The organism is Pseudomonas taeanensis MS-3, assembly GCF_000498575.2.
In the GTDB taxonomy this organism is placed as follows: Bacteria; Pseudomonadota; Gammaproteobacteria; order Pseudomonadales; family Pseudomonadaceae; genus Aquipseudomonas; species Aquipseudomonas taeanensis.
On sequence record NZ_AWSQ01000004.1, the window covers coordinates 478,746 to 501,487 of the forward strand.

20 protein-coding genes and 1 pseudogene are annotated in these 22,742 nt (G+C 57.8%); 15 read left to right on the forward strand and 6 right to left on the reverse strand.

Annotation, left to right across the window (positions count from 1 at the left end):
• The first annotated feature begins 50 nt into the window (after window positions 1-50).
• A protein-coding gene (locus TMS3_RS15825) for an IS3 family transposase (protein WP_200929678.1) occupies window positions 51-1,306 on the forward strand; the annotation gives its coding sequence in 2 pieces (ribosomal slippage) (window positions 51-402 and window positions 402-1,306; 1,257 coding nt in all).
• Between the two features lie 22 nt (window positions 1,307-1,328).
• Here TMS3_RS15825 and TMS3_RS15830 read toward each other — a convergent pair.
• Window positions 1,329-2,096, reverse strand: coding sequence for a GntR family transcriptional regulator (locus TMS3_RS15830; protein ID WP_025166260.1), 768 nt, complete (start codon window positions 2,094-2,096; stop codon window positions 1,329-1,331).
• Between the two features lie 808 nt (window positions 2,097-2,904).
• Between TMS3_RS15830 and TMS3_RS15835 the strand changes: the two genes are divergently transcribed.
• The 4 genes and pseudogenes from TMS3_RS15835 to TMS3_RS26005 all read left to right on the forward strand — a co-directional run bounded on the left by TMS3_RS15835 (window position 2,905) and on the right by TMS3_RS26005 (window position 7,127).
• Window positions 2,905-4,254, forward strand: a complete 1,350-nt coding sequence (locus TMS3_RS15835; protein WP_025166261.1) for an NCS2 family permease — start codon at window positions 2,905-2,907, stop codon at window positions 4,252-4,254.
• A 68-nt stretch (window positions 4,255-4,322) separates the two neighbouring features.
• Window positions 4,323-4,949 (forward strand): LysE family translocator, encoded by a 627-nt coding sequence (locus TMS3_RS15840; protein WP_025166262.1) that lies wholly within the window; start codon window positions 4,323-4,325, stop codon window positions 4,947-4,949.
• Between the two features lie 288 nt (window positions 4,950-5,237).
• A pseudogene (locus tag TMS3_RS26000) lies at window positions 5,238-6,272 on the forward strand (HAMP domain-containing protein); the annotation flags it as partial.
• A 126-nt stretch (window positions 6,273-6,398) separates the two neighbouring features.
• Complete coding sequence (locus TMS3_RS26005) at window positions 6,399-7,127, forward strand: methyl-accepting chemotaxis protein (RefSeq protein ID WP_407691623.1); 729 nt, start codon at window positions 6,399-6,401, stop codon at window positions 7,125-7,127.
• A gap of 396 nt (window positions 7,128-7,523) precedes the next feature.
• Here the strand turns inward: TMS3_RS26005 and uraH are convergent, their stop codons facing one another.
• A complete protein-coding gene (gene uraH / locus TMS3_RS24680; protein WP_025166264.1) occupies window positions 7,524-7,877 on the reverse strand; it encodes a hydroxyisourate hydrolase in 354 nt (117 codons plus the stop codon).
• A 414-nt stretch (window positions 7,878-8,291) separates the two neighbouring features.
• Between uraH and puuE the strand changes: the two genes are divergently transcribed.
• From puuE to TMS3_RS15895, 10 genes are all read left to right on the forward strand, one after another.
• Window positions 8,292-9,236 carry an allantoinase PuuE gene (gene puuE / locus TMS3_RS15850; protein WP_025166265.1) on the forward strand — a complete coding sequence of 315 codons (945 nt, stop codon included), beginning with the start codon at window positions 8,292-8,294 and terminating at the stop codon, window positions 9,234-9,236.
• Window positions 9,233-9,748 (forward strand): 2-oxo-4-hydroxy-4-carboxy-5-ureidoimidazoline decarboxylase, encoded by a 516-nt coding sequence (uraD, locus tag TMS3_RS15855; protein ID WP_025166266.1) that lies wholly within the window; start codon window positions 9,233-9,235, stop codon window positions 9,746-9,748. Before puuE ends, uraD begins: the two co-directional genes overlap by 4 nt.
• 69 nt (window positions 9,749-9,817) lie before the next feature.
• Entirely contained in the window at window positions 9,818-10,813 is a 996-nt protein-coding gene (gene alc, locus TMS3_RS15860; RefSeq protein ID WP_025166267.1) for an allantoicase, read from the forward strand.
• A 97-nt stretch (window positions 10,814-10,910) separates the two neighbouring features.
• Window positions 10,911-11,414: an ureidoglycolate lyase gene (locus TMS3_RS15865; RefSeq protein WP_025166268.1), complete on the forward strand. Its 504-nt coding sequence runs from the start codon at window positions 10,911-10,913 to the stop codon at window positions 11,412-11,414.
• Between the two features lie 48 nt (window positions 11,415-11,462).
• Complete coding sequence (locus tag TMS3_RS15870) at window positions 11,463-12,746, forward strand: urate hydroxylase PuuD (RefSeq protein WP_025166269.1); 1,284 nt, start codon at window positions 11,463-11,465, stop codon at window positions 12,744-12,746.
• A 199-nt stretch (window positions 12,747-12,945) separates the two neighbouring features.
• Window positions 12,946-14,496 carry a cation:proton antiporter family protein gene (locus TMS3_RS15875; RefSeq protein WP_025166270.1) on the forward strand — a complete coding sequence of 517 codons (1,551 nt, stop codon included), beginning with the start codon at window positions 12,946-12,948 and terminating at the stop codon, window positions 14,494-14,496.
• A 273-nt stretch (window positions 14,497-14,769) separates the two neighbouring features.
• A complete protein-coding gene (locus TMS3_RS15880; RefSeq protein ID WP_029866410.1) occupies window positions 14,770-16,254 on the forward strand; it encodes a nucleobase:cation symporter-2 family protein in 1,485 nt (494 codons plus the stop codon).
• A 71-nt stretch (window positions 16,255-16,325) separates the two neighbouring features.
• Complete coding sequence (locus TMS3_RS15885) at window positions 16,326-17,177, forward strand: outer membrane protein OmpK (RefSeq protein ID WP_025166272.1); 852 nt, start codon at window positions 16,326-16,328, stop codon at window positions 17,175-17,177.
• Window positions 17,178-17,651: 474 nt separating this feature from the next.
• Window positions 17,652-17,969 carry a hypothetical protein gene (locus tag TMS3_RS15890; protein WP_025166273.1) on the forward strand — a complete coding sequence of 106 codons (318 nt, stop codon included), beginning with the start codon at window positions 17,652-17,654 and terminating at the stop codon, window positions 17,967-17,969.
• Window positions 17,970-18,054: 85 nt separating this feature from the next.
• The gene (locus TMS3_RS15895) at window positions 18,055-18,927 is read left to right on the forward strand and encodes an outer membrane protein OmpK (RefSeq protein ID WP_025166274.1); all 873 of its coding nucleotides are present in this window, start codon (window positions 18,055-18,057) and stop codon (window positions 18,925-18,927) included.
• Between the two features lie 344 nt (window positions 18,928-19,271).
• Here the strand turns inward: TMS3_RS15895 and TMS3_RS15900 are convergent, their stop codons facing one another.
• The 4 genes from TMS3_RS15900 to gorA form a co-directional block, all read right to left on the reverse strand.
• Window positions 19,272-19,721, reverse strand: a complete 450-nt coding sequence (locus tag TMS3_RS15900; protein WP_025166275.1) for a ferritin-like domain-containing protein — start codon at window positions 19,719-19,721, stop codon at window positions 19,272-19,274.
• A gap of 304 nt (window positions 19,722-20,025) precedes the next feature.
• Window positions 20,026-20,370 (reverse strand): hypothetical protein, encoded by a 345-nt coding sequence (locus TMS3_RS15905; RefSeq protein ID WP_025166276.1) that lies wholly within the window; start codon window positions 20,368-20,370, stop codon window positions 20,026-20,028.
• Window positions 20,371-20,678: 308 nt separating this feature from the next.
• Window positions 20,679-21,302, reverse strand: a complete 624-nt coding sequence (locus TMS3_RS15910) for a trimeric intracellular cation channel family protein (protein WP_025166277.1) — start codon at window positions 21,300-21,302, stop codon at window positions 20,679-20,681.
• 7 nt (window positions 21,303-21,309) lie between these two features.
• Complete coding sequence (gene gorA, locus TMS3_RS15915; RefSeq protein ID WP_025166278.1) at window positions 21,310-22,668, reverse strand: glutathione-disulfide reductase; 1,359 nt, start codon at window positions 22,666-22,668, stop codon at window positions 21,310-21,312.
• Between the last annotated feature and the right edge of the window lie 74 nt (window positions 22,669-22,742).

Below are 22,742 nucleotides of genomic sequence, written 5' to 3' on the forward strand. Positions count from 1 at the left end.
CCCGTCCTGAATAAGGTTTACACCTTCTGACCTATTTTCAGGAGGGCGCAATGGATTCGGGGAAAAGGCGCAGTCAGCGCGATTACACCTTGGCTTTTAAATTGGCGGTTGTAGATCAAGTTGAAAAAGGCGAGTTGAGTTATAAAGACGCTCAAACCCGCTATGGCATCCAGGGTAGGTCGACAGTGCTGGTTTGGTTACGCAAACATGGTCGACAGGACTGGAGCCAAGGCGCATCCATTCGAGTTCAGAGAACCCGCGCCGTGCACAAGCCATCCACACCACTGACGCCTGAACAGCGGATCAAGGAGCTTGAAGAACAGCTCACGATGAGCAACCAGAAGGCTCAATTTTTTGAAGCTGTCGTGAACGTTCTGAAAAACGACTACGGCGTTTCTATCGTAAAAAAGCGACCCAGCAAGTCCTCTCGCAAGGGCAAATCGAAGGCCTGAGCATCACTAGGGCTTGCCTGTTTATGGAAATTTCGCGCCAGGCTTATTACAAGCGAATCCGGGCATACGAGGCCCTCGCCCAACACGATCAAGGCGTGCTGGATTTTGTCTTGGAAAAGCGTCGCCGCCAGCCCCGGCTAGGAACGCGCAAGCTGCACCATTTACTGCATATTGAAGCTAGAACATCGCTGCAAGTCGGGCGAGATCGGTTGTTCACAATCCTGCGAGAGGCGCGTGAACTGGTGCCACGCAAACGTGCTTATCACAAAACCACCCACAGCCATCATCGCTTCCGACGCCATCCCAATCTGCTAAAAGACGGCCCAGCACAGGTTGTTGCTACGGGCCCTGAACAAGTTTGGGTCGCCGACATAACCTACCTGCCGACCCAGGAAAATGTAGCGTACCTAAGCCTGGTGACCGATGCCTTCTCACGCAAAATCGTAGGGCATCACGTGCATGAGACGTTGCACACGGAGTCGGTGCTCAAGGCTCTGAAGAGCGCTGTCAGCGAGAGAGAAACAGACCAACCTCTGATCCATCATTCTGACCGCGGCGCCCAGTACTGCTCAGACCTTTATCAGCAGTTGCACATCAAGCATGGCATTACCTGTTCAATGACCGACGGGTACGACTGTTACCAAAACGCGATGGCCGAGCGAGTGAACGGTATTTTGAAGATGGAATTCCTGCTGCGTCGGCCAAAAGACCTGGCAGAGGCTCGGAAGATGGTGGGCGAATCGGTGGCTATTTATAACGAAGAGCGGCCACATCTGGCCTTGAAATACAAAACGCCCGATGCGGTGCACCGGGCGTTTGAGAGTGAAACAGGTGTAAACCTATTTCAGGACTAGACAGCGGATTCGACCGTAAAAATTACCGATTGGCTGCGTTGCGCCCGGTTTTTTTCTTGGTTTGCAGCACGTGCGAGAACACCGCGTGAAGATCGTCCGATGCGCTTTCTTCGTCGAGGTTGAGCTTACTGTCGATATGATCCATGTGATGCATCATCAGGCTCACGGCCTTGGCCGCATCACGCGCCTCGATGGCATCGATCAACTGGTTGTGCTCGTCATAGGAGCAGTGCGCGCGACTACCACTTTCATACTGAGCGATGATCAACGAGGTCTGCGACACCAGACTGCGCTGGAAGCTGATCAGCGGTGCATTCTTCGCCGCCTCAGCCAGCTTCAGGTGGAACTCGCCGGACAAACGAATACCAGTCCCCCTATCGCCACGCGAAAAGCTGGCTTGCTCATCCTCGACCATCTGCCGTAACTCGCTCAACTGCTCGGCTGTAGCGTGCTCTACCGCCAATTCGGTAATGGCGCGCTCGACCATACGCCGCGCATAGAAAATCTGTCGTGCTTCGTCCACGCTCGGACAGGAGACCACTGCGCCACGATTGGGTCGTAACAACACTACGCCCTCATGGGCCAAACGCGACAATGCACGACGAATGATAGTGCGGCTGACGCCGAATATTTCGCCGAGTGCCTCTTCGCTCAGTTTGGTTCCAGGAGCCAAGCGTTGTTCAAGAATGGCATCGAAGATGTGCGCGTAAACGACATCATCTTGAGTGCCAGTACGGCTGCTCTTACCGGTATTCGACTGCTTTTTCAGAGGCTGCAATTGTTCGTTCATTCTGGCTCACGTTAAAGATCCGGCGGATTCAAGCCGCAGAAAAGGTAGCAGACAAAGGCTAGAAACAGCCAAACCAAACTATAGAAGGGAGTGTTCAGCGACACCTGAGCACGATTGGCTCGCCCTTAGGGCCGCACCAGAGTGGGTTAACCACAAACTCCCTTCCGAGACTGGTTCCACGAGTCGTAGCCTGAGCCTATGACGCTGCTGCGTGCGGCCCCCTAACGGGTCAACAGTCAGAGGCTAAAGCCACAGGAAAAATTCTCGATCATTGTACACAATATGACCAGCTCACACACTACCCACTATGCCTGCCTCAGCGCTCCAGGACCGTTGCCCACTTCATCCACTGCCCCTCCAACATAGACCCAAACATCCACTCAAACGTCGGCTAGGTAAATTGATTTCTTATATAAATCCATTTTTTTCCTCATAAATCAGCTTAAAGCACCCAGAAGCCCTGATGGAATCGGTGGGAGAAATGTCTCAAGCAGCACTGCCAATTTGGCAGAAAAAGAATGTACTACATTGTTTTTATTAGCTTTTATCTAGATAGGCCGACCTGAATCATCGCAAGTATTCACCTACATTCACGCTCGACGGTTCGATTAGCGCAATATTTGCAACAGTAAAAACATTATTTGCTTTTTTTGTATACAAACGCATAATCGGCGCCAGCAAGATTTTCTGACCCAATAGTCAGGAACTAGCCAGCAAGCACACCCAAACGCACCACCTCCCTCAGAGAGTCAAACGCGCCTTGCATTGACTTTGGGTGGTACACAACAAGAGATATGAGGAGTACCCCGTGGAAAGCGCTAAACAAGAACAAGATGCGACGTACACCCAAGGTCTGGAGAAGCGTGGTCTACTCGACCGCTTCTTCAAACTGACCGAACACCGCACCAGCATCAAAACTGAAATGCTGGCAGGCCTGACGACATTCGTCACCATGGCTTACATCATTTTCGTCAACCCCAGCATCATGGCCAACGCCGGTGTCGATCATGGCGCAGCCTTCGTCGCCACCTGTATTGGTGCCGCACTCGGTTGCTTCCTCATGGGCTTGTACGCCAACTGGCCAGTCGGCCTGGCGCCGGGCATGGGCTTGAACGCCTTCTTCACCTACACCGTGGTCGGCGAGATGGGCTATAGCTGGCAGATTGCTCTGGGGGCGGTGTTCATCTCCGGCATCCTGTTTATGATCATGAGCTTGTCGCGCATCCGCGAATGGCTGCTCAACAGTATCCCGATGAGCTTGCGTTTCGCCATGGGTGCGGGGGTCGGGTTATTCCTCGGCCTGATCGGCCTGAAGTCGGCTGGTATCGTCGTGGACAGCCCTGCGACCCTGTTGACCATGGGCTCCTTCGGCGAACCTTCGGCACTGCTAGCCGCGGTCTGCTTCTTGCTGATCGCGGTACTCAGCCACCGCAACGTATTCGGCGCCATCCTGTTCAGCATGCTCGGCGTCACCGCCATCGGCTGGTCGCTGGGCCTGGTCGAGTACACTGGCCTGGTGTCGATGCCACCGAGCCTGGCGCCGACCTTTCTGGCCATGGACATTGCGGGTGCCTTCAATGTGACCATGATCAGCGTCATCCTGTCGTTCCTGTTCGTCAACATGTTCGATACCGCCGGCACTCTGATGGGCGTTGCCCACCGCGCCAAACTGGTCGATGAAGACGGCCAGATCCAGAACCTGTCCAAAGCTCTGAAAGCCGACAGCACCTCCAGCGTGATTGGCTCCATGGTCGGTTGCCCGCCGGTCACCAGTTATGTCGAAAGCGCTTCGGGTGTAGCCGCCGGTGGTCGTACCGGACTGACCGCAGTGACCGTCGGCGTGCTGTTTCTCGCGGCGATGTTCTTCGCCCCACTGGCCGGGATGATTCCGGTCTACGCTACCGCTGGAGCGCTGATCTATGTGGCGATGCTGATGATGAGCGGTATGGCACACATCGACTGGGATGACCTCACGGATACCATCCCGGCCATCGTCACCGTGGTCATGATGCCGCTGACCTTCTCCATCGCCAACGGCATTGCCCTGGGCTTCTTGACCTATGCCACGCTGAAGCTGCTTACCGGCCAACGCGACAAGGTCTCCGTCAGCCTGTACGTGCTGTGCATCATCTTTATCGCCAAGTTCGCCTTCCTGTAAGGTTGGCATAGCTGTATCCGGCCCCAGCGTATCGCGCTGGGGCTTTTCCACATCTGGAGAGACCTGCAATGAGCCTGGAAACCTGGTTGCTGTTCAGCAGCGCCGCGCTGATCGTGATTCTGATCCCCGGCCCCCTATCGCTGCTGATGGTCAGCAACAGCTTGAACTATGGTTTGCGCCGCTCCTTGCCCGCGTTCCTCGGCGGTGTCAGCGCCTCGATCTGCCTGCTGAGTGCCTCCGCACTTGGCCTCGGCGCCCTGCTGTTGGCCTCGGAACAGTTGTTTGGGGTGCTGAAAATCATCGGTGCGCTGTATCTGTTCTGCCTGGCCTGGCAGAGCTGGCAAGCCTCGCGTCAAGCCGCCAAACCGCTGAGTAGTGAGGAGCAACCAGTCAACCCGAACTTTCTCAGCATGTTCTGGAAAGCCTTCGGCCTGGGCGCCAGCAACCCCAAAGACATTCTGTTCTTCGCCGCCTTCCTACCGCAGTTCATCAGTGCCGAGCAGCCGATGCTGACGCAGCTACTGGTGCTGATTCTCACCTGGGCCGTTCTCGATCTAGCCTGCAAGCTGTTCTATGGCCTCAGCGCGCACGGAGCCGCCCGCTACCTGCGCTCCGGCAAGGGGCAGGTCTGGTTCAACCGGGTCAGCGCTGGCCTGTTCGCCAGCGCCGGTAGCGCATCCCTGCTGAGTCGCTGATTGCGCCGGGCAGGCAGCCCGGCGTACCTGCCCAGACACTCTAAAGTCGCGATCGCGGATTAGATCCCGTCCGCCCCCGTCCCCTCGCCCCCCTACGCAGATGCCTAAACGCGACGGTCGGCGCGCGCTTGCGACATCAGCGGTCGCATTCGGTAAAGCTCCGTCTTGCACAGCCGACAGAATAGGAGCCGCTTCCAACCGACCGCATTGCTTATCGAGCAGGGAACCTCCGTGAACATAAAACAAAAACTGACTTGGGCATTTGCAATCATCGCCTGTGTGCCGATCATGCTGGTCGCAAGCCTGGTCATCCTTAATCTGCGCAGCGATACCCGCGACGAGTTCATCGACAGCAGCTCCCGCGAGATTCGCCAGGTGGAGAACGCCATGCAGCTGTTCTTCGACGGCATCAGCCAGAATGTCGATTACCTGGCCAAACACCCACTGGTCACCGGCGTCGATGGAAATCTCAAGAAGTATATGGACGCCAATGCCACTCAGGCACCTCTGGGTGACTACGGAGAGAAGTTGCTGGCGCTGTTCGCCGATGTCGCGGCCAGCCACCCGGCCTATGCTTATATCACCACCGCAACTGTCGATGGCGGCTACGTTAGCTGGCCCAATGACGCCACCCTGAGTAATTACGACCCGCGCCCGCGCCCCTGGTATCAGGCTGGAGTCAACGGTCAGGGCAAGACCGTACGCACCGATGCCTATTACTGGGCGAATGACAACGCGACGCTGGTGGCCAGCGTGCGCAGCGTAGCCAACGGCCTGGGCAGTCCGGGAGGCGTACTTAGTATCGATGTGTCGCTCAATCAGCTGACCGATATCGTTAAGGGCATCAAACTGGGCGAAAGTGGTTACTTGATGCTGATGGAGAACAACGGCACCGTACTGGTCGACCCCAGCCAGCCCGCTAACAACTTCAAGAAGCTCGGCGACCTGGGCGATGGTTATGCCGCACTGGCAAAGGTTGACCAGGGCTTGGTCGAAGTCGAACTCGACGGCGTGCGCTATATGGCCAACGTCTGGTCTTCGGAGCGTCTGGGCTGGCGCTTCATCGGCCTGATCCGCCAGGACGATGTGATGAGTCGCGTGACCCAATTGACCTGGATCATTGTTGGCATGGCTGCGCTGCTGGCCTTGTTCTTCGCCTTCGTCGGCGCAAGCTTTGCCGGTTTGATCGTCAGTCCGATTCGCGCAGTGGCCTCCGGCCTGGAAGGGATTGCCCAGGGAGAAGGTGATCTGACCCATTCCCTGACGATCCGCGGACAGGACGAAACGGCGCAACTGGCCGGCTGGTTCAATCAGTTCCTCGCGAGCATTCGTCAACTGATTCTGAATATCGGCCAGGCCGCCCAGCAGATCCACCAGACATCAGGCACCTCAGCCAAAGTGTCCGGGGATATGGCAGAAGTCGCCGGGCGCCAGCGTGAATCGGTCGACATGGTATCCACCGCGTTTCACGAGATGGTGGCTACCGCCAACGAAGTGGCACGCTCCTGCAATCAAGCTGCCGAATCCGCCGACCAGGGGCAGCGCCAGGCACGCGAAGGGCAGCAGCAAATCGATACTGCCGTGAGCAGCGTCGAACAGTTGAGCCGCGAAATCTCCCAGTCTGCCGCTGCCATGCAACAACTGGAGCAGGACAACAACAATATCCAATCGATTCTCGGCACTATTCGCTCCATCGCCGAGCAGACCAACCTGCTGGCCTTGAACGCAGCCATTGAGGCCGCTCGTGCTGGTGAACAGGGCCGCGGTTTCGCCGTGGTTGCCGACGAAGTGCGGGCCCTGGCCAAGCGCACTGCTGACTCCACGGCGGAAATCGATGGTTTGCTGAGTAACCTTGCACAACGCACCCGACAGATGGCCAAACAGATGCATGCCAGCCTGGAGGTCTCGCAACACACCGTCACCAGCATCAATCATGCGAGTTCGAGCTTCGATCTGATCCGCGAGTCAGTCGATGTGATCCGCGACATGAACGCTCAGATCGCCACTGCAGCCGAGGAACAGCATCAGGTTGCCGAAGACATCAATCGGCACATCAGTCAGATCCATGGCGATGCACAACTGGTGGCGGGGCTGGCGGAGTCGGCGCGCAGCGATTCGCACAGCCTCTCCAACCTGTCCGAGGAACTCAACGGCCTGGTGAATCGTTTTCGCACATAAGTAGAGGCAGCCGCTGACAACAGGACTGTGCTTGAGCGCGGCGATCAGAACTATCCATCCGAGGCTGGGAGAGACTCGTGTGCGGTAGTCCGCTCAAGTATCCCATTTGCTGCAGCGTAACCCAGTATTGTTGGCGCGAATGCCGACGTCGCGCTGGGTTACGCGGCATTCGGCAGCCTGCGTCGTCTGCGCTCTTAGCGGTATGCGCCGCTAAGCCAAGCTACAGGGCTGCTGCGCTTGCCTGCCAACTTCTCTTTTATTTCCCGCGCCACACACCCACAGCACATAAGCTCTCTGACGACCTGACAGGAACCCGTTACAACGGAATAAAAAAAGCCCGCAGTGTGAGCGGGCTAAAGACTCTATAAATGAGTCAGCGGGTTACAAGCAGTCGGTTCAGCTACCGCGATACGTGGAATAGCTGTACGGAGAAATCAGCAGCGGCACATGGTAATGATCCTGCCCGGCATCGATACCGAAACGCAGCACCACTACATCGAGAAAGGCCGGTTCAGGCAGCGCCACACCGCGGGCTCGGTAGTAGTCGCCGGCATGGAAATGCAACTGGTAGACACCGCTGCGGTAGTCATCACCCTGTAAAACGGGTGCATCGCATCGGCCATCATCATTGGTCACAACCGTGGCAATCAGCTCATGCTGCCCGCCTTCGACGCGGAATAACTCAACCTTGATCGCGCTGCCAGGGCAACCGTGCGCAGCATCTAGAATATGTGTCGTTAATCGTCCCATTGGTTCTGGACACCCACACCGCCAAGGGCTATGCGGACGCCTCGCCTCCTCTACTTTTATTGATATCAGCAGGTCGTGCAGGCTTTGCTAGCCTCGACGTCGCCGCAGAATAACATGGCGCAGCAACTGCAAGACAATTTTTTATATTATTGTACACAAAATACCAATCTCCACTATTTAGTGCGCATGCCATTCCTTCGCCCAATCAGAAACACTGTCTTGGTCAAGCACACGCACCTGCGAGGATGTCCGAGCACCATGGCAATTGCTCGTCGCAGGTCAACTCAGCAAAAAATACGATTTTTCGATTTACAAATCACAAGTCATTTTGTATACAATTACTCATCACGGTCGCAACCCTGAAATCCAGGGGTTACCTAATGGCCGCAACAACGCTAAAGAAGGAAGACTGCAGTGAGCGCTGATTACCCTCGCGACCTGATCGGTTACGCCAACACACCACCGCACCCGCACTGGCCGGGCGATGCACGTATCGCCCTGTCGTTTGTCCTCAACTACGAGGAAGGCGGCGAGCGCAACCTGTTGCATGGCGATCAGGAGTCCGAGGCCTTTCTTTCCGAGATGGTCTCTGCCCAGCCGTTGCAAGGCGCCCGCAACATGAGCATGGAGTCGCTCTACGAGTACGGCAGTCGGGCCGGCGTGTGGCGTCTGCTCAAGTTGTTCCAGAAACATGAAATACCCCTGACGGTATTTGCCGTGGCCATGGCTGCCCAGCGCCACCCCGAGGTAATTAAGACCATGGTCGCGGCCGGTCACGAAATTTGCAGCCACGGCCTGCGCTGGATCGACTATCAGTACATGGACGAGGCCCAGGAGCGCGAGCATATGCTCGAAGCGATCCGCATCCTCACCGAACTTACTGGCGAACGCCCGCTGGGCTGGTACACCGGGCGCACCGGGCCAAATACCCGGCGTCTTGTCAGGGAGGAAGGTGGCTTCCTCTACGACTCCGATACCTACGACGATGACCTGCCTTACTGGGATCCGGCCAGCAGCGCGGACCAACCGCACCTGGTGATTCCCTACACCCTCGACACCAACGACATGCGCTTTACCCAGGTGCAGGGCTTCAACACCGGTGATGACTTCTACCAGTACCTCAAAGACGCCTTCGACGTGCTCTACGCAGAAGGCTTAGAAGGCGCGCCGAAGATGCTGTCCATCGGCATGCATTGCCGCCTGCTCGGACGCCCGGCGCGTCTGGCCGCCCTGGCGCGCTTCCTCGAATACGTCAAAGGGCACGACAAGGTCTGGTGCGCGCGGCGTGTCGACATTGCCCAGCACTGGTACGCCACCCATCCCTTCTCCCTGAACTCGCAGCAGGAGAGCTTCAAATGAGCCGCTTTCAGACCCTGACCCCGTCCCAACTGAGCCGCGATGTTTTCGTCGCCACGTTCGCCGATATCTACGAGCACTCACCCTGGGTTGCCGAGCAAGCGTACGACCTGGGCCTGGACGACAGCCTCGACGACATCGACGGCCTGCATCAGCGCATGGCCGACCTGTTGCTCAGCGCCAGCCACACGGCACAGCTGGCGCTGATCAACGCTCACCCGGACCTGGCTGGCAAAGCAGCGGTACGCGGCGAGCTGACGGCCTCCTCCACGTCTGAGCAAGCTGGCGCGGGTATCCACGCCTGTACCGCCGAGGAGTTCGCCCGTTTCACCGAACTGAACGACGCCTACAAAGCCAAGTTCGGCTTTCCCTTCATCATGGCGGTGAAGGGCAGCAATCGGCACCAGATCCTGGCGGCCTTCGAGGAGCGCATCCATAACTCCCCGGAGCAGGAATTCGCCTGCGCCCTGGCCGAAATCAACAAGATTGCGCTGTTCCGTTTGCAGCAGCTCTAGCTCCGACCGGAGCACTCTGCAAACACCAACGCCATCCGTCCTCTACGCCCTCATTAAAGGCAGACATCCATGAAAGCTTACGCCGTACCCTTCGAGAAATACGTCAACCTCGCCGACGCGCGCCTTGGCACCAAGGCCATCTCGGTTACCGACGATTGGTTCGCAGACGTCAACCGTCTGTTCCAGCCAACCCCGGCCGTCTGGAAGGAGGGCGTGTTCGATGATAACGGCAAGTGGATGGACGGCTGGGAATCGCGCCGTAAGCGCTTCGAGGGCTTCGACAGCGCCGTGATCCGTCTCGGTGTGCCGGGTTCGATCAAGGGCGTGGACATCGATACCAGCTTTTTCACCGGCAACTTTCCGCCGTCGGCTTCCCTGGAAGGCTGTTTCGTCGCCGAAGGCGATCCAACGGATGCCACCGAGTGGAGCGAAGTGCTGGGTGCCGTAGAACTGCAGGGCAACAACCACCATTACCATGAAATCAACAACGCTCAGGCCTTCACCCACCTGCGCTTCAACATCTACCCTGACGGCGGCGTCGCCCGTCTGCGCGTTTACGGCATCCCGTTCCGCGACTGGTCGTCGGTTGCCGACAACGAACAGGTAGACCTGGCAGCCGCTCTGAATGGCGGCCGCGCTCTGGCCTGCTCTGACGAACACTTCGGCCGCATGAGCAACATCCTCAACCCGGGTCGCGGCATCAACATGGGCGATGGCTGGGAAACCGCCCGCCGTCGTACGCCGGGCAATGACTGGGTGATCGTCGCCCTTGGCCACCCGGGCGAGATCGAGCGCATCGTCGTCGACACCCTACACTTCAAGGGCAACTACCCGGACAGCTGCTCGATCCAGGGCGCTTTCGTCAAAGGCGGTACCGACAGCCAGATCGAGACCCAAAGCCTGTTCTGGCGCGAACTGCTGCCGAGCCAGAAACTGCAGATGCACGCCGAGCACGAGTTTGCCGAGCAGATCCAGGCGCTCGGCCCGATCACTCACGTACGTGTCAACGTGTTCCCGGACGGAGGTATCAGCCGCCTGCGCCTGTTCGGCAAAGTAAGCAAGTAAACCTAACCCTCGTAGGAGCCAGCTTGCAGGCGATCAATGCCCGAAAGGCATCGCCAGCAAGCTGGCTCCTACAAACTCACGATATTAGCGAGTCATCATGCGCAAACTGATCATCGAGCCTTTGAGCAAAGAAGCCTTCGCCCCTTTCGGCGATGTCATCGAAACCGAGGGCAGCGAGTTCTTCATGATCAATAACGGCTCCACGCGCCGCTATCACAAACTGGCCACGGTCGAGACCGCGCAGCCGGAGGATAAGGCGATCATCAGCATCTTCAGTGCCGAAGCCCTGGAGCTGCCACTGACCGTGTGCATGTTGGAACGCCATCCGCTGGGCAGCCAAGCGTTCATACCGCTGCTCGGCAACCCCTTTCTGATCGTGGTCGCGCCAGTTGGCGATGCACCTGTATCAGGACTTGTCCGAGCCTTCCGCAGCAACGGTCGGCAGGGCATCAATTACCATCGCGGCGTCTGGCACCACCCGGTGCTGACGATCGAAAAGCGGGATGACTTCCTGGTGGTTGATCGCAGTGGTTCTGGTAACAACTGCGATGAGCATTTCTTTACCGAGGATGAGCAACTGCTCCTCGACCCCCACCAATAAGAGAAGGCCAGGAGGCCGGCGTGCCGGCACTGGAAAGAGGTAAACACTGTGGAAGCACATTTGACTGAATGGCTGAACCTGAGCATTCGCTGGGTTCATATGATCACCGGTATCGCCTGGATCGGTGCATCCTTCTATTTTGTCTGGCTGGAGAACAACCTAAACCGGAAGAACCCACGTGACGGCTTGGCCGGCGACCTGTGGGCGATTCACGGTGGCGGTATCTACCATCTGGAGAAATACAAACTGGCCCCACCAAAAATGCCGGACAACCTGCATTGGTTCAAATGGGAAGCCTATTGGACCTGGATGTCCGGCGTCGCCCTGCTGATGGTGGTGTACTACCTCAACCCGAGCCTGTACCTGATCGCCCCCGGTAGTGACATGGCACCCGCCGTGGCCATCGCCATTGGCCTCGGCTCGCTGGTTGCCGGCTACGTGGCGTATCACTTCCTCTGCGACTCGGTTCTGGGCAAGCGTCCGGCGCTTCTCGGTGCGGTGCTGTTCGTCCTGCTGATCGCGGCGGCCTATGGTTTCAGCCTCATTTTCAGCGGCCGCGCTGCCTACCTGCATGTCGGTGCGATCATAGGCACCATCATGGTCGGCAACGTATTCTTCACCATCATGCCGGCACAACGCGCGCTGGTTAAGGCCATCGAAGACAACACTATCCCTGACCCAAGCCTGCCAGCCAAAGGCCTGTTGCGTTCGCGTCACAACAACTACTTCACCCTGCCCGTGCTGTTCATCATGATCAGCAACCACTTTCCGAGCACCTATGGTAGCCAGTACAGCTGGCTGATTCTGGCGGGCATCGCGATCTTCGCAGTGTTGGTGCGCCATTACTTCAACACTCGCCACGACAGCAACAAGTTTGCCTGGACCTTGCCGGCTGCGGCTTTGGGCATGATCTGTCTGGCTTATGTCACTTCCCCGATGCGTCCCACTACGAACGCTACTCCGGTCGCCTCTCAGGCCAGCCAGCCGGCTGCAACGGTGGCAATGGTCGAACAGGCCAGTGAAGCGACTCAAGCGCCAGCGCAGACCGAAACGCCAACTGCCGCAGGCAACCCGGACTTCACCAAGGTCAACAGTGTGATTCAGGAACGCTGCTCCGTGTGCCACTCGGCCACGCCCAGCAGCCCGATGTTTAGTGCTGCGCCAGCAGGTCTGATGCTCGACACCCCGCAACAGATCCAGCAGCAAGCCGCGAAGATCCAGGCCCAGGCAGTGGCTTCGCAAGTCATGCCGCTGGGCAATATCACCCAGATGACCCAGGAAGAGCGCAACCTGATCGGCGTCTGGATTGCCCAAGGCGCCAAACTCGACTAACTCCCCGGCAACCCTGCTGCGTTACCAGCCCGCCATTAGGCGGGCTTTGGCTTTTAATGGGGCGCTGGCTGCGCTCAGGCAACGGACTCATGGCGTCGAGACGCGACGCCTTGAGGCAGATCGTGGCATTGCGCAGACCATCACCCAGCCCGCCCGCTACACTTGACAGTTGCTAGCCTTAAGCCAACAGGGACTGCCAATGATCGAAGCCTCCTGGATTGCTGTCGCGTTCGTCATGGGCCTGGCTGCACGCTCTATAGGGTTACCCCCGTTAGTCGGCTACCTGGGCGCAGGCTTCACGCTAGCGGGACTTGGCGCCCATTTGGACATTGGTCCGCTCGACAGTCTGGTGCTGGAGCATATCGCTCACCTCGGCGTCCTCCTGCTGATGTTCACCGTAGGCCTGAAGCTCAAGCTGGGTAACCTGATTCGCCGCGAGGTCATTGGCGGCGGCCTGCTGCACTTTGCCATTTCCAGCCTGCTGCTCCTCCCGGCAATCCTGCTGATTCTGGATTTACCCTGGCAACAGGGTGCACTGCTGGCCATCGCCTTATCTTTTTCGAGCACCGTATTGGCGGCCAAGGTGCTCGAAAGCAAACGCGAACTACGCGCGTTCCACGGTCGAGTTGCTATAGGCGTGCTGATCATCCAGGACCTGATCGCCCTGGTGGTGATGAGCCTGGCCAGCGGTGAAGTGCCTTCCCCCTGGGCTCTGCTGGTGTTCGCCTTGCCCCTGTTGCGTCCACTGCTGTTTCGTTTACTCGATGCCAGCGGCCACGAAGAACTGATGGTACTACTGGGCTTGCTAATGGCCCTGGCGGTTGGTGGTTATGGTTTCGAATATATCGGTCTCAGTTCAGAGCTAGGCGCCCTGGCCTTCGGAGCCATGCTGGCCAAACACAAACGGGCCGTCGAACTGTCCAACTCCCTGTGGAGCATCAAGGAAATCTTCCTGGTGGGGTTTTTCCTGCAAATTGGTATCGGCGGCCTACCGGGCGCCGACGCGCTGATTTTTGCCGCTGTAATGGCGCTCGTCCTACCCCTCAAAGGCCTGTTGTTTTTTGCCCTCTTCCTCAGGTTCCGCCTACGCGCTCGTAGTGCATTCCTCAGCAGCGTGAGCCTGACCAACTACAGCGAGTTCGGCCTGATCGTCACCAGTGTGGTTCTGCCGCAATGGACAATCCCCCTGGCCATTACTCTGGCCGTGTCTTTCGTCATTTCAGCCCCCCTTAACCGTCACGCTCACCCACTCTATGAAAAACTGGCCAAGCGCCTGATACCGCTAGAGCGGGATACCCGTCACCCCGATGAGCAACCCGTATCATTGGGCAATTCGCAGATTCTGATAATGGGCATGGGCCGTACCGGTCGCGCCGCTTATGACCACTTGCAGGAGAAAGGGTTTGAGGTAGTGGGCCTGGACTCAGATCCAGTCGTCATCGAGTTCAGTGCCAAAGTCGGCCGCCGGGTGTTGTTTGCCGATGGCGAGGATCAGATGCTTTGGCAGATGCTCGAAATGCCTGCCGTAGAGGCAGTCATCCTGGCTCTCAATGACGCCGAAACGCAAATTATCTCCACCCAGAAACTGCGTGAACGTGGCTTCCGTGGCTTGATCGTCTCCCATGCCTTGTATGAGGACATCGCCCAACGCATTCAGGATGCAGGCGCTGACCGCACCTACCTGACCATGAGCGAAGCCGGTGCAGGTTTGGCCGAGCACGTGGCTCGCGATCTGCAACCGAAAACCTGACGCTGCGTCCTATCCCTGCGCCCTCACGCACCTGGCCATAAAGCCTGGTGCTGAACGGCTATTGTCGCGGCAACAGCGGCAGGTGCTGGAGCATCAGACCGGGTATTAGTTTTTTGTACACAATATTAAAATCAGTTGTTCACAAAGCCAAAAGCAACTTGCTATAGTCGAGGTAACCTGACCGATCAGACAGATCTTGCATCGATCAGATAGAGGCGCCGTGAAGCCTCGCTCAAGCCCACGACCGAATAATTAAAACTGGCAGGCTATGACATGACCACGACTAGCAACCCGAATACCGCGGTTCCGTCCGCGGGCAACAACGACCTGATCTACCAGCTAGATGACCGCCCCGCGTTCGCCCCAGCCATCTTCGCCGCCCTGCAGCATGTACTGGCAAGCTTCGTTGGCATCATCACTCCCACCTTGATCGTCGGTAACGTACTGGGCCTCGGCGCCTATGTGCCTTACTTGGTAAGCATGGCGCTGTTCGTCTCTGGTCTCGGCACCTTCGTCCAGGCCAAACGCATTGGCCCGATCGGCTCTGGACTGCTGTGCCTGCAAGGCACCAGCTTCGCCTTCTTGAGCGCAATTCTCAGTGCTGGGATGATCGTCAAATCCCGTGGCGGTAGTCCCGAGGAGATTCTCTCGACTCTGTTTGGCGTGTGCTTCTGCGCGGCATTCGTCGAGATTGCCTTCAGCCAGGTGATGACCAAGCTGCGCAAGATAGTCACCCCTGTAGTCACCGGCACTATCATCTGCCTGATCGGCTTATCCCTGATCAAAGTGGCGATGACCGACATCGCTGGCGGCTTCGGCGCAGCGGATCTCGGCGCCCTGCATCACCTGGGACTGGCGGCACTGGTATTGACCACCATCATCGTACTCAACCGCTTTCAATCGCAGGTGGTGCGTCTGTCGGCGGTGATCGTTGGCCTGGCCCTGGGCTTCGCCGTAGCCTGGTTCACCGGCCGCGTAGACTTCGCCACCATGGCCGAGGTGCCACTGGTCAGCGTGCCAGTGCCCTTCAAGTTCGGTTTCAGCTTCGACTGGCTGGCCTTCGTACCGATCGCGGTGATCTTCCTGATCACTCCGCTGGAGACCGCTGGCGATCTGACCGCCAATTCGATCATCTCCAAACAGCCAGTCAAAGGCCCGTTGTATCTACGCCGGATCAAGTCCGGGGTACTCGCCGACGGCTGCAACTCGGCGATGGCGGCGGTGTTCAACAGCCTGCCGATGACCACCTTCAGCCAGAACAACGGGGTGATCCAGCTCACCGGTGTTGCCAGCCGCCACGTCGGCTACTACATTGCCGCGATCTTCATCATTCTCGGTCTGTTCCCGACTCTCGGCGCGGTGCTGCAGTTGATGCCCAAACCGGTACTAGGCGGCGCAACCCTGATCATGTTTGGCACCGTCGCCGTGGCCGGTATCCGGATTCTCGCCGAAGCCGGCTTGCATCGCCGCAACGTGCTGATCGTAGCCATCTCCCTCGGCCTCGGCCTCGGTGTGGCCGCAGTCCCGGGCGCCCTGTCGCAGATGCCCGACTTCCTGAAAAACATCTTCGGCTCGCCGATCACTATCGGAGCCCTGAGTGCCATCCTGCTCAACATGTTTCTGCCGGAAGAGGATCTGGAACAGGAAGAAGACGACTACGAGCCCGAGTCACACCTGCACACCGTGCTGCAAAACCCGCAGGACGATGAGGCTCAAGCGCTTGCGCCGAACCTCGAAGCTGCAGCCAAGCTCAACTAAAGCCGATAATCTTCTCCTGCGGTTCGCCGCGGACGGAGCAGCTTTGTTGCTCCTGGAAATAAGGATATCCAATGAACCTGAAGTACGCGTCTCATTGCCTCGCCCTCTCGGTCGCTCTGTTTGGCTGCCAGCAAGCCATAGCCGGCGACATGCTGCTGTGGCAGAACAACAGCCTGTCCTACCTATACGGCGAAAACTTCAATAGAGGCCAATTCAACACAGAACAAGATAAGACCCAAACCACCTTCACCTTCGAGCACGCCAGCGGCTGGGCCTGGGGCGACATGTTTGGCTTTGCCGACTACGTCCTCGCCGACAACAAGCAATCCCGTCGCGGCGACTTTGGCCATGAGAAGGAGAACTTCTACTACATGGAGCTCTCACCACGCGTCAGTCTCAGCTGGCTGAGCGGACACAAACTCTCCGCCGGTCCGCTAAAAGATGTGTTTGCAGCCTTTACCTATGAAAAGGGCGATGGCGGTGCAGGCACCGAGAACTACCTGTACGGCATTGGCACGGCCTGGAACGTACCGGGCTTCGCCTACCTGAACGCCAACCTGTACCGCGTGAAGGTCAACAACAACGTTTACTTCGACCGTGCACACGGCAAAAACAACGCCCACACTTATCAACTGACCGTGTCCGGCGCCTACCCCTTCGCTATCGGCGAGCAGGACTTCGTCGTCGACGGCTTCGTCGACTGGCGCGCAGGAACCTCCACCTCCAATACCCGGACGTCGGTCGGCTCCTCGATCCAGGTCAAATGGGATGCCGGAAAAGCCTTATATAGCGAGGGCCGCAAACTCTACGTGGGCACCGAAGTGAACATGTGGAATAACCGCTACGGTGCAAAACCTATCGACGGGTCGGGCCACGGCTTCGACCAAGCCGCCTTCCAAGCCCTGGTGAAGTACCACTTCTAGGGCTCGGTAACCAAGCGAACCTGGACGCCGCCGGGTAGACGGCATCCGACAAAAAAGGGGATCACGCTTAGCGTGGTCCCTTTTTTGTGGAAAACGCCCGGTCAGAGCGTATCGATGCTGTGCTGTAGCGCCGAGACAGACAAATGCGCAGCTTAATTCGCCGCATTCGCCGCGCTCGACCCCGACTGGCAGCGACGTGCCGGCTCTTGTCGCAGTACTCCCGCCTACAGACCGCACGCGCCCTGCCCCACGCAGAGCGCACCCTGACGCCCCTCCTCGCCGTCAAATAACTCGCGCAGCAGCATGACCAGATCATTGTGCACAACCTACAAAAAAATTGTTTTTAATCGTGTCCACACATTGTATAGTCGGCCAACCCTGACCATTGAGTCAGCTTTTTAGCCGGATCAGCTAGAAACACAGCACGCCTCACACCAGCCCATGACCGTATAAGAACAACCGGCAGGCTCTGACATGACCACGACTAGTACAGCCGACAACGCAGCTCCGCTCACTGGCAGCAGCGACCGCATCTATCCGCTGGGTGATGGGCCGGCCCTGGCCTCCGCCACTTGCGTCACCTTGCTTGATGTATTGGCCTGCTTCGTCGGCATCCAGCCCTTCAGTGCAACCGTTCTACAGCACCTCAGCCTGTTGACCCTGGCCATTTCGTTCTGCCTCGGCGCGGCGACCGTCCAGCAGGACGCGCTAGAAAATCTTCAGCGCGAAGCCGTGCACACTGCAGTGCCGATCACCCTCAAGCCAGCCCTCAAGCCGAGCCAGGCACCATAGAGACCATAGCCATTTCCCCTATGTATCCCGGCAGCTCGCTGCAGGGTTATGCCCCTAGTAAGTCCAAAAAAATAAGGAAGATCCGATGAAGCTTAAATACCTGTCTCATTGCTTCGTGCTGTCCGCCGGCCTGCTCGCAGGCCAGCAGGCCATCGCCGACGACATGCTGTTCTGGCAAGACAATAGCCTGACCTACCTCAACGGCAGCAACTTCCAGCGCCTCAACTTCAATGGTGAAGAACAGCGCTCGCAAACCACCTACACCTTCGAGCACGCTAGCGGCTGGAAGTGGGGCGACATCTTTGCCTTCTACGACTACATCGATGCCGACAACCTACAGTTCCGCGGCAGCAACTTCGGCAACCTCACCGTCAAGGAAAAGAGCCACTTCTATTACATGGAGTTTTCGCCACGTGTCAGCCTCAGCTGGCTGAGCGGCCAGGAGCTGTCCGCCGGCCCATTGAAGGACGTAAAAGCGGCCTTCACATATGAAAAAGGCAACGGCGGCCCCGGCACCGAGAATTACCTGTATGGCCTTGGCTTCGACTGGGACGTCCCCGGCTTCGCCTTCCTGCAGACCAACCTGTACCGAGTGAAGATCAATAACCACATTCTCTTCGATCATGACTTCAGGGCCAGCGATGTCGGCAACGGCTACGCCACCCAGCTGACCGTGGCCGGCGCTTACCCTTTTGCCATCGGTGACCAGAGCTTCGTGGTAGACGGTTACGTCGACTGGCGCTCACCTTCCAAGGATGCTGGCACCCAAACCTCGGTCGGCTCCTCGATCCAGGTCAAGTGGGACGCCGGCAAGGCCCTGTTCGGCGAAGAGCGTAAGCTCTATGTCGGCACCGAACTGAATATGTGGCACAACAAGTACGGCATAAAACCCATCGATGGCTCCACCGACGGTTTCGATCAGATCGCGGTGCAAGCGTTGGTCAAGTATCACTTCTGAGGACAACAAACTGGACCGCTGTCGGGTAGACGGCAGCGGGCACACAAAAGGCTACGTACCTGTAACGTATTGCAGGTTCTCGGCGCCAACCGCATACCCGCGTAATGACTGTCTCCAACGCATAATATGAAGCCCCGTGAAATCACGGCTTTGCGGCGACTCAACAGGTAACTGGAACAGAGCCAAATAAAAGGGGATCACTTCAGCGCCCCCCTTTTCGCTTGTACTACCAGACACTCGACACGCAGCAGGCCTGAGCTACCTCTAAGACGTCAGCCGAAACAAAAAGAGGGCGCGCTCGTGCCCTCTTTTTGTTTACGCGGCCAGGCAATAGCCTTTGCTGATCAGTTAACGCGAGCCGTATTACGCAGAGACTTAACCTGGTCATGGTTACGCTGCACACCGTGAAACTGCTTCTCGACGAGACTGCGCGCAGCTGGCGGCAGATCCTTCTGCAGTGCAGCCTTGTAGTTTTTCAGCGCCACGTCTTCGCCGCGCTCACATTCATTGAGAATGGCTTCGTCATCCTTGCCGGTAATCATGCTCTTCAAGTCAACCCAGCGGCGGTGCACCGTGCCGGAGAGGCTGGAACTGGTTTCCGGATCACCACCCATGCTACTTACTTGCCGCTGAAGCTCACGGGCTGCCTCACCACACTCCTGCGCACGTTGATTGAAAAATGTCTTCAGCTGAGCACTCTTGACGTCTTCAGCACACTCGCGGAAACCTTTTTCTCCGTCCTTACTGGTTTCGATCAGATCGTTTAGTACCGAAATTGCCTCTTTATTGTCCATTTCGTTTCCCTTTTCCTGATCCATTTGAATAACCGAGATCAAATCTCAGCCACCGGCTAAGTGGACTGCCCTCTGCTCAGGAAGTTTCAGGAAAATTCGCGCGCCTAATGCCCAGCCAGTACCGATACTGGCTCACAGCCCATACATCCTCTCGGGCTGATGGCGCTTGTCGCAGGCGAGGTATTCCGGGTTATAACGCTCGACTAAATACGTTTAAGACCACCACTGTCATCTCGTATCGAACAAAGCAAAGCCCGCGGGCACTCATCATATTTACTGAGTGCCTGCGGGCTCGCCGTTACGATTAATGCAGTCCGAACTCAACTCTATCCCTATGGATCGGAGACTTGTACTGGCGTTCTGGCTGCTTAACTGTATCGCGCTCCTCACGCTCAGTTTGCATACCTGCCGCAGTAGGTTGCTCTTCGATTAGTTGAGCAAAGCCTTGGCTTGCATCCCGACTGTCTCGCATGGCTTCAAGCCGCTGCACCTGGTACTGCAGTAAACGATTACTACCTCCTTCCGCCAGCATTAAAACTGGCTCTTGAGTCAGTGATGGAACCGAGGTGTTGGCTGCCAGTCCAGGTGTAGCGGCAGCAAACATCACCAAGAGGCCGCTGAAGGCCGTCATATAGAATGTGGATTTCATAGCGTCATCCTCCAAAATCACCTGTTCGCCAAAATAAGACGAACAGCCAAAGGCTTTGTTACAGAGGATTTGGTGAGGGAGGCCGAGCGGCGCTACCGACTGTCAGCGCATAGCCGGGCTAGATTGAAGCCGTTTAGCGATGTGGGGAACGCGGTATAGGTGGGTGATGCCGAAGAGTGGATACTGCGTTTCATGGATGGGCAACACCGCAGGGGTAGCTAAACCTTACGGGTAGCTATCAGTACCGGGTTGACTCCGAGACGGCGTAGTCAGACGTCACGCGAACAGGCTCAACTGCTCGATCATCTTCAGTCGCGATCCAGCAAATGGAAGCGCGGCAGCGAAAAGTGCCAGCGAATCGCCGCCAGACGGATAAACAACACCACCAGCATGGCGATCCCCGTATCCAGCCAGGGCGGCGTGTCCAACGCACGCAGGCCGATAAACGCCAGGGCGCCGGCAATACAGGCGGTGGCATAGATTTCCTTGCGGAAAATCAGCGGGATTTCGTTGCAGATGACATCGCGCATCACCCCGCCGGCCACGCCAGTCATTACCCCCATGATCACCGCCGTGCTGAGGGGCACGTTGTGCTGCAAAGCCACCTCAGTGCCGATCACCGTAAACACCGCGAGGCCAAAGGCATCGGCAATCAACAAGCCTTTTTCATGAATGGGTTGGGTCAATTGCACCCATAGCACCGTCCCGACGGCCGCCAAGGATGCCACGACAATATAGGTATCGTCGCGAATCCAGCTGACCGGATGGTTGTTGAGGATCACATCGCGCAGGGTGCCACCACCCAGCGCGGTGATCACGGCAATCACCAGAACCCCGAACAGGTCCATGGATTTGCGCCCGGCCATCAGCGCACCGGTGATGGCGAAGACCGCAACGCCGAACAGGTCGGCGAAGTAGAAGAGCTGAACCATGCGGCCTTCAGGATGCGACAGGGGTGCGCATGGTAACAAACTCCTCTGCGGCGGTTGGATGCACACCAATGGTGTCGTCGAAGGTTTGCTTAGTCGCCCCGGCTTTCAGCGCCACGGCCAGCCCCTGAATGATTTCACCGGCGTCTGGGCCGACCAGGTGGCAACCCAATACCCGGTCGCTGTCGGCATCCACCACCAGTTTCATCAGAGTGCGCTCCTGGCACTCGGTGAGCGTCAGCTTCATCGGTCGGAAACGGCTCTCATACACCTCGACCGAGTGCCCAGCGGACTTCGCCTGCTCCTCGCTAAGGCCGACGGTGCCGATATTGGGCAGACTGAATACCGCAGTCGGGATCGTCTGATAGTCGACCGCACGGTACTCTTCCGGCTTGAACAACTGCCGCGCCACCGCCATGCCCTCGGCCAGCGCAACCGGGGTTAGCTGCACGCGGCCGATGACATCGCCAATCGCCAGAATCGATGGCGACGTAGTCCGGTAATGCTCATCGACCCGGATAGAGCCGTCGTCATCCAACTCGACGGAGGTATTCTCCAGCCCCAGGTTATCCAGCATCGGCCGCCGGCCGGTGGCGTAGAAGATACAATCGGCATGCATCACACGGCCGTCCTGCAAGGTAGCCTGCAGGCTGCCGTCGGCCTGTTTGTCGATGCGCTCGATATCGCTGTTGAACTGCAAGTCCACCCCGCGCTTAGTCAGTTCCTCGCGCAGATGTTGGCGCACGGCACCATCGAAGCCCCGCAGGAACAACTCTCTGCGGTATAACAGTGAGGTTTCGGCACCCAGGCCATGGAAAATAGAGGCGAACTCGACGGCGATGTAGCCACCGCCAACCACCAGCACGCGCTTGGGCAACTGCTTGAGGAAGAATGCCTCGTTCGAGGTGATCGCATGCTCGCTGCCTGGGAAATCAGGGATGAACGGCCAACCGCCGGTGGCTATCAGGATGTGCTTGGCGCTGTAACGCTGACCATCGAGCTCGACGCTGTGCTCGTCCAGCAGGCGTGCATGCCCCTCAAGTAAGGTCACTCCACTGTTGACCAGCAGATTGCGGTAGACGCCGTTGAGCCGCTCGATCTCACGATTCTTGTTGGCGATCAGGGTCGGCCAATCGAATCCCGCCTCACCCAGCGACCAGCCAAAGCCCTGCGCCTGTTCGAAGTCTTCGGCGAAGTGCGCGCCATACACCAGCAGTTTTTTCGGCACGCAGCCGACATTCACGCAGGTACCGCCGAGGTAGCGGCTCTCGGCCACGGCCACGCGGGCACCGTAACCTGCGGCAAAACGCGCGGCGCGCACACCGCCGGAACCGGCACCGATCACAAACAGGTCGAAATCATAGGTCATGGGTAGCCTCCTAAGCAGGTCGTCAGCATAACCTAGAAACACCGAAATTCAGCCTTTGGGCCTAAGCTTGAGCC

Excerpts from the sequence above, each read along its gene's own strand:
- TMS3_RS15830 (WP_025166260.1), bottom strand. The coding sequence starts at position 2,096 with ATGAACGAACAATTGCAGCCTCTGAAAAAGCAGTCGAATACCGGTAAG.
- TMS3_RS15900 (WP_025166275.1), bottom strand. The coding sequence starts at position 19,721 with ATGGACAATAAAGAGGCAATTTCGGTACTAAACGATCTGATCGAAACC.
- TMS3_RS15885 (WP_025166272.1), top strand. The coding sequence starts at position 16,326 with ATGAACCTGAAGTACGCGTCTCATTGCCTCGCCCTCTCGGTCGCTCTG.
- TMS3_RS15865 (WP_025166268.1), top strand. The coding sequence starts at position 10,911 with ATGCGCAAACTGATCATCGAGCCTTTGAGCAAAGAAGCCTTCGCCCCT.
- alc (WP_025166267.1), top strand. The coding sequence starts at position 9,818 with ATGAAAGCTTACGCCGTACCCTTCGAGAAATACGTCAACCTCGCCGAC.
- TMS3_RS26005 (WP_407691623.1), top strand. The coding sequence starts at position 6,399 with ATGGTATCCACCGCGTTTCACGAGATGGTGGCTACCGCCAACGAAGTG.
- TMS3_RS15910 (WP_025166277.1), bottom strand. The coding sequence starts at position 21,302 with ATGGTTCAGCTCTTCTACTTCGCCGACCTGTTCGGCGTTGCGGTCTTC.
- gorA (WP_025166278.1), bottom strand. The coding sequence starts at position 22,668 with ATGACCTATGATTTCGACCTGTTTGTGATCGGTGCCGGTTCCGGCGGT.
- TMS3_RS15875 (WP_025166270.1), top strand. The coding sequence starts at position 12,946 with ATGATCGAAGCCTCCTGGATTGCTGTCGCGTTCGTCATGGGCCTGGCT.
- TMS3_RS15880 (WP_029866410.1), top strand. The coding sequence starts at position 14,770 with ATGACCACGACTAGCAACCCGAATACCGCGGTTCCGTCCGCGGGCAAC.
- TMS3_RS15890 (WP_025166273.1), top strand. The coding sequence starts at position 17,652 with ATGACCACGACTAGTACAGCCGACAACGCAGCTCCGCTCACTGGCAGC.
- TMS3_RS15895 (WP_025166274.1), top strand. The coding sequence starts at position 18,055 with ATGAAGCTTAAATACCTGTCTCATTGCTTCGTGCTGTCCGCCGGCCTG.
- uraH (WP_025166264.1), bottom strand. The coding sequence starts at position 7,877 with ATGGGACGATTAACGACACATATTCTAGATGCTGCGCACGGTTGCCCT.
- uraD (WP_025166266.1), top strand. The coding sequence starts at position 9,233 with ATGAGCCGCTTTCAGACCCTGACCCCGTCCCAACTGAGCCGCGATGTT.
- TMS3_RS15905 (WP_025166276.1), bottom strand. The coding sequence starts at position 20,370 with ATGAAATCCACATTCTATATGACGGCCTTCAGCGGCCTCTTGGTGATG.
- TMS3_RS15840 (WP_025166262.1), top strand. The coding sequence starts at position 4,323 with ATGAGCCTGGAAACCTGGTTGCTGTTCAGCAGCGCCGCGCTGATCGTG.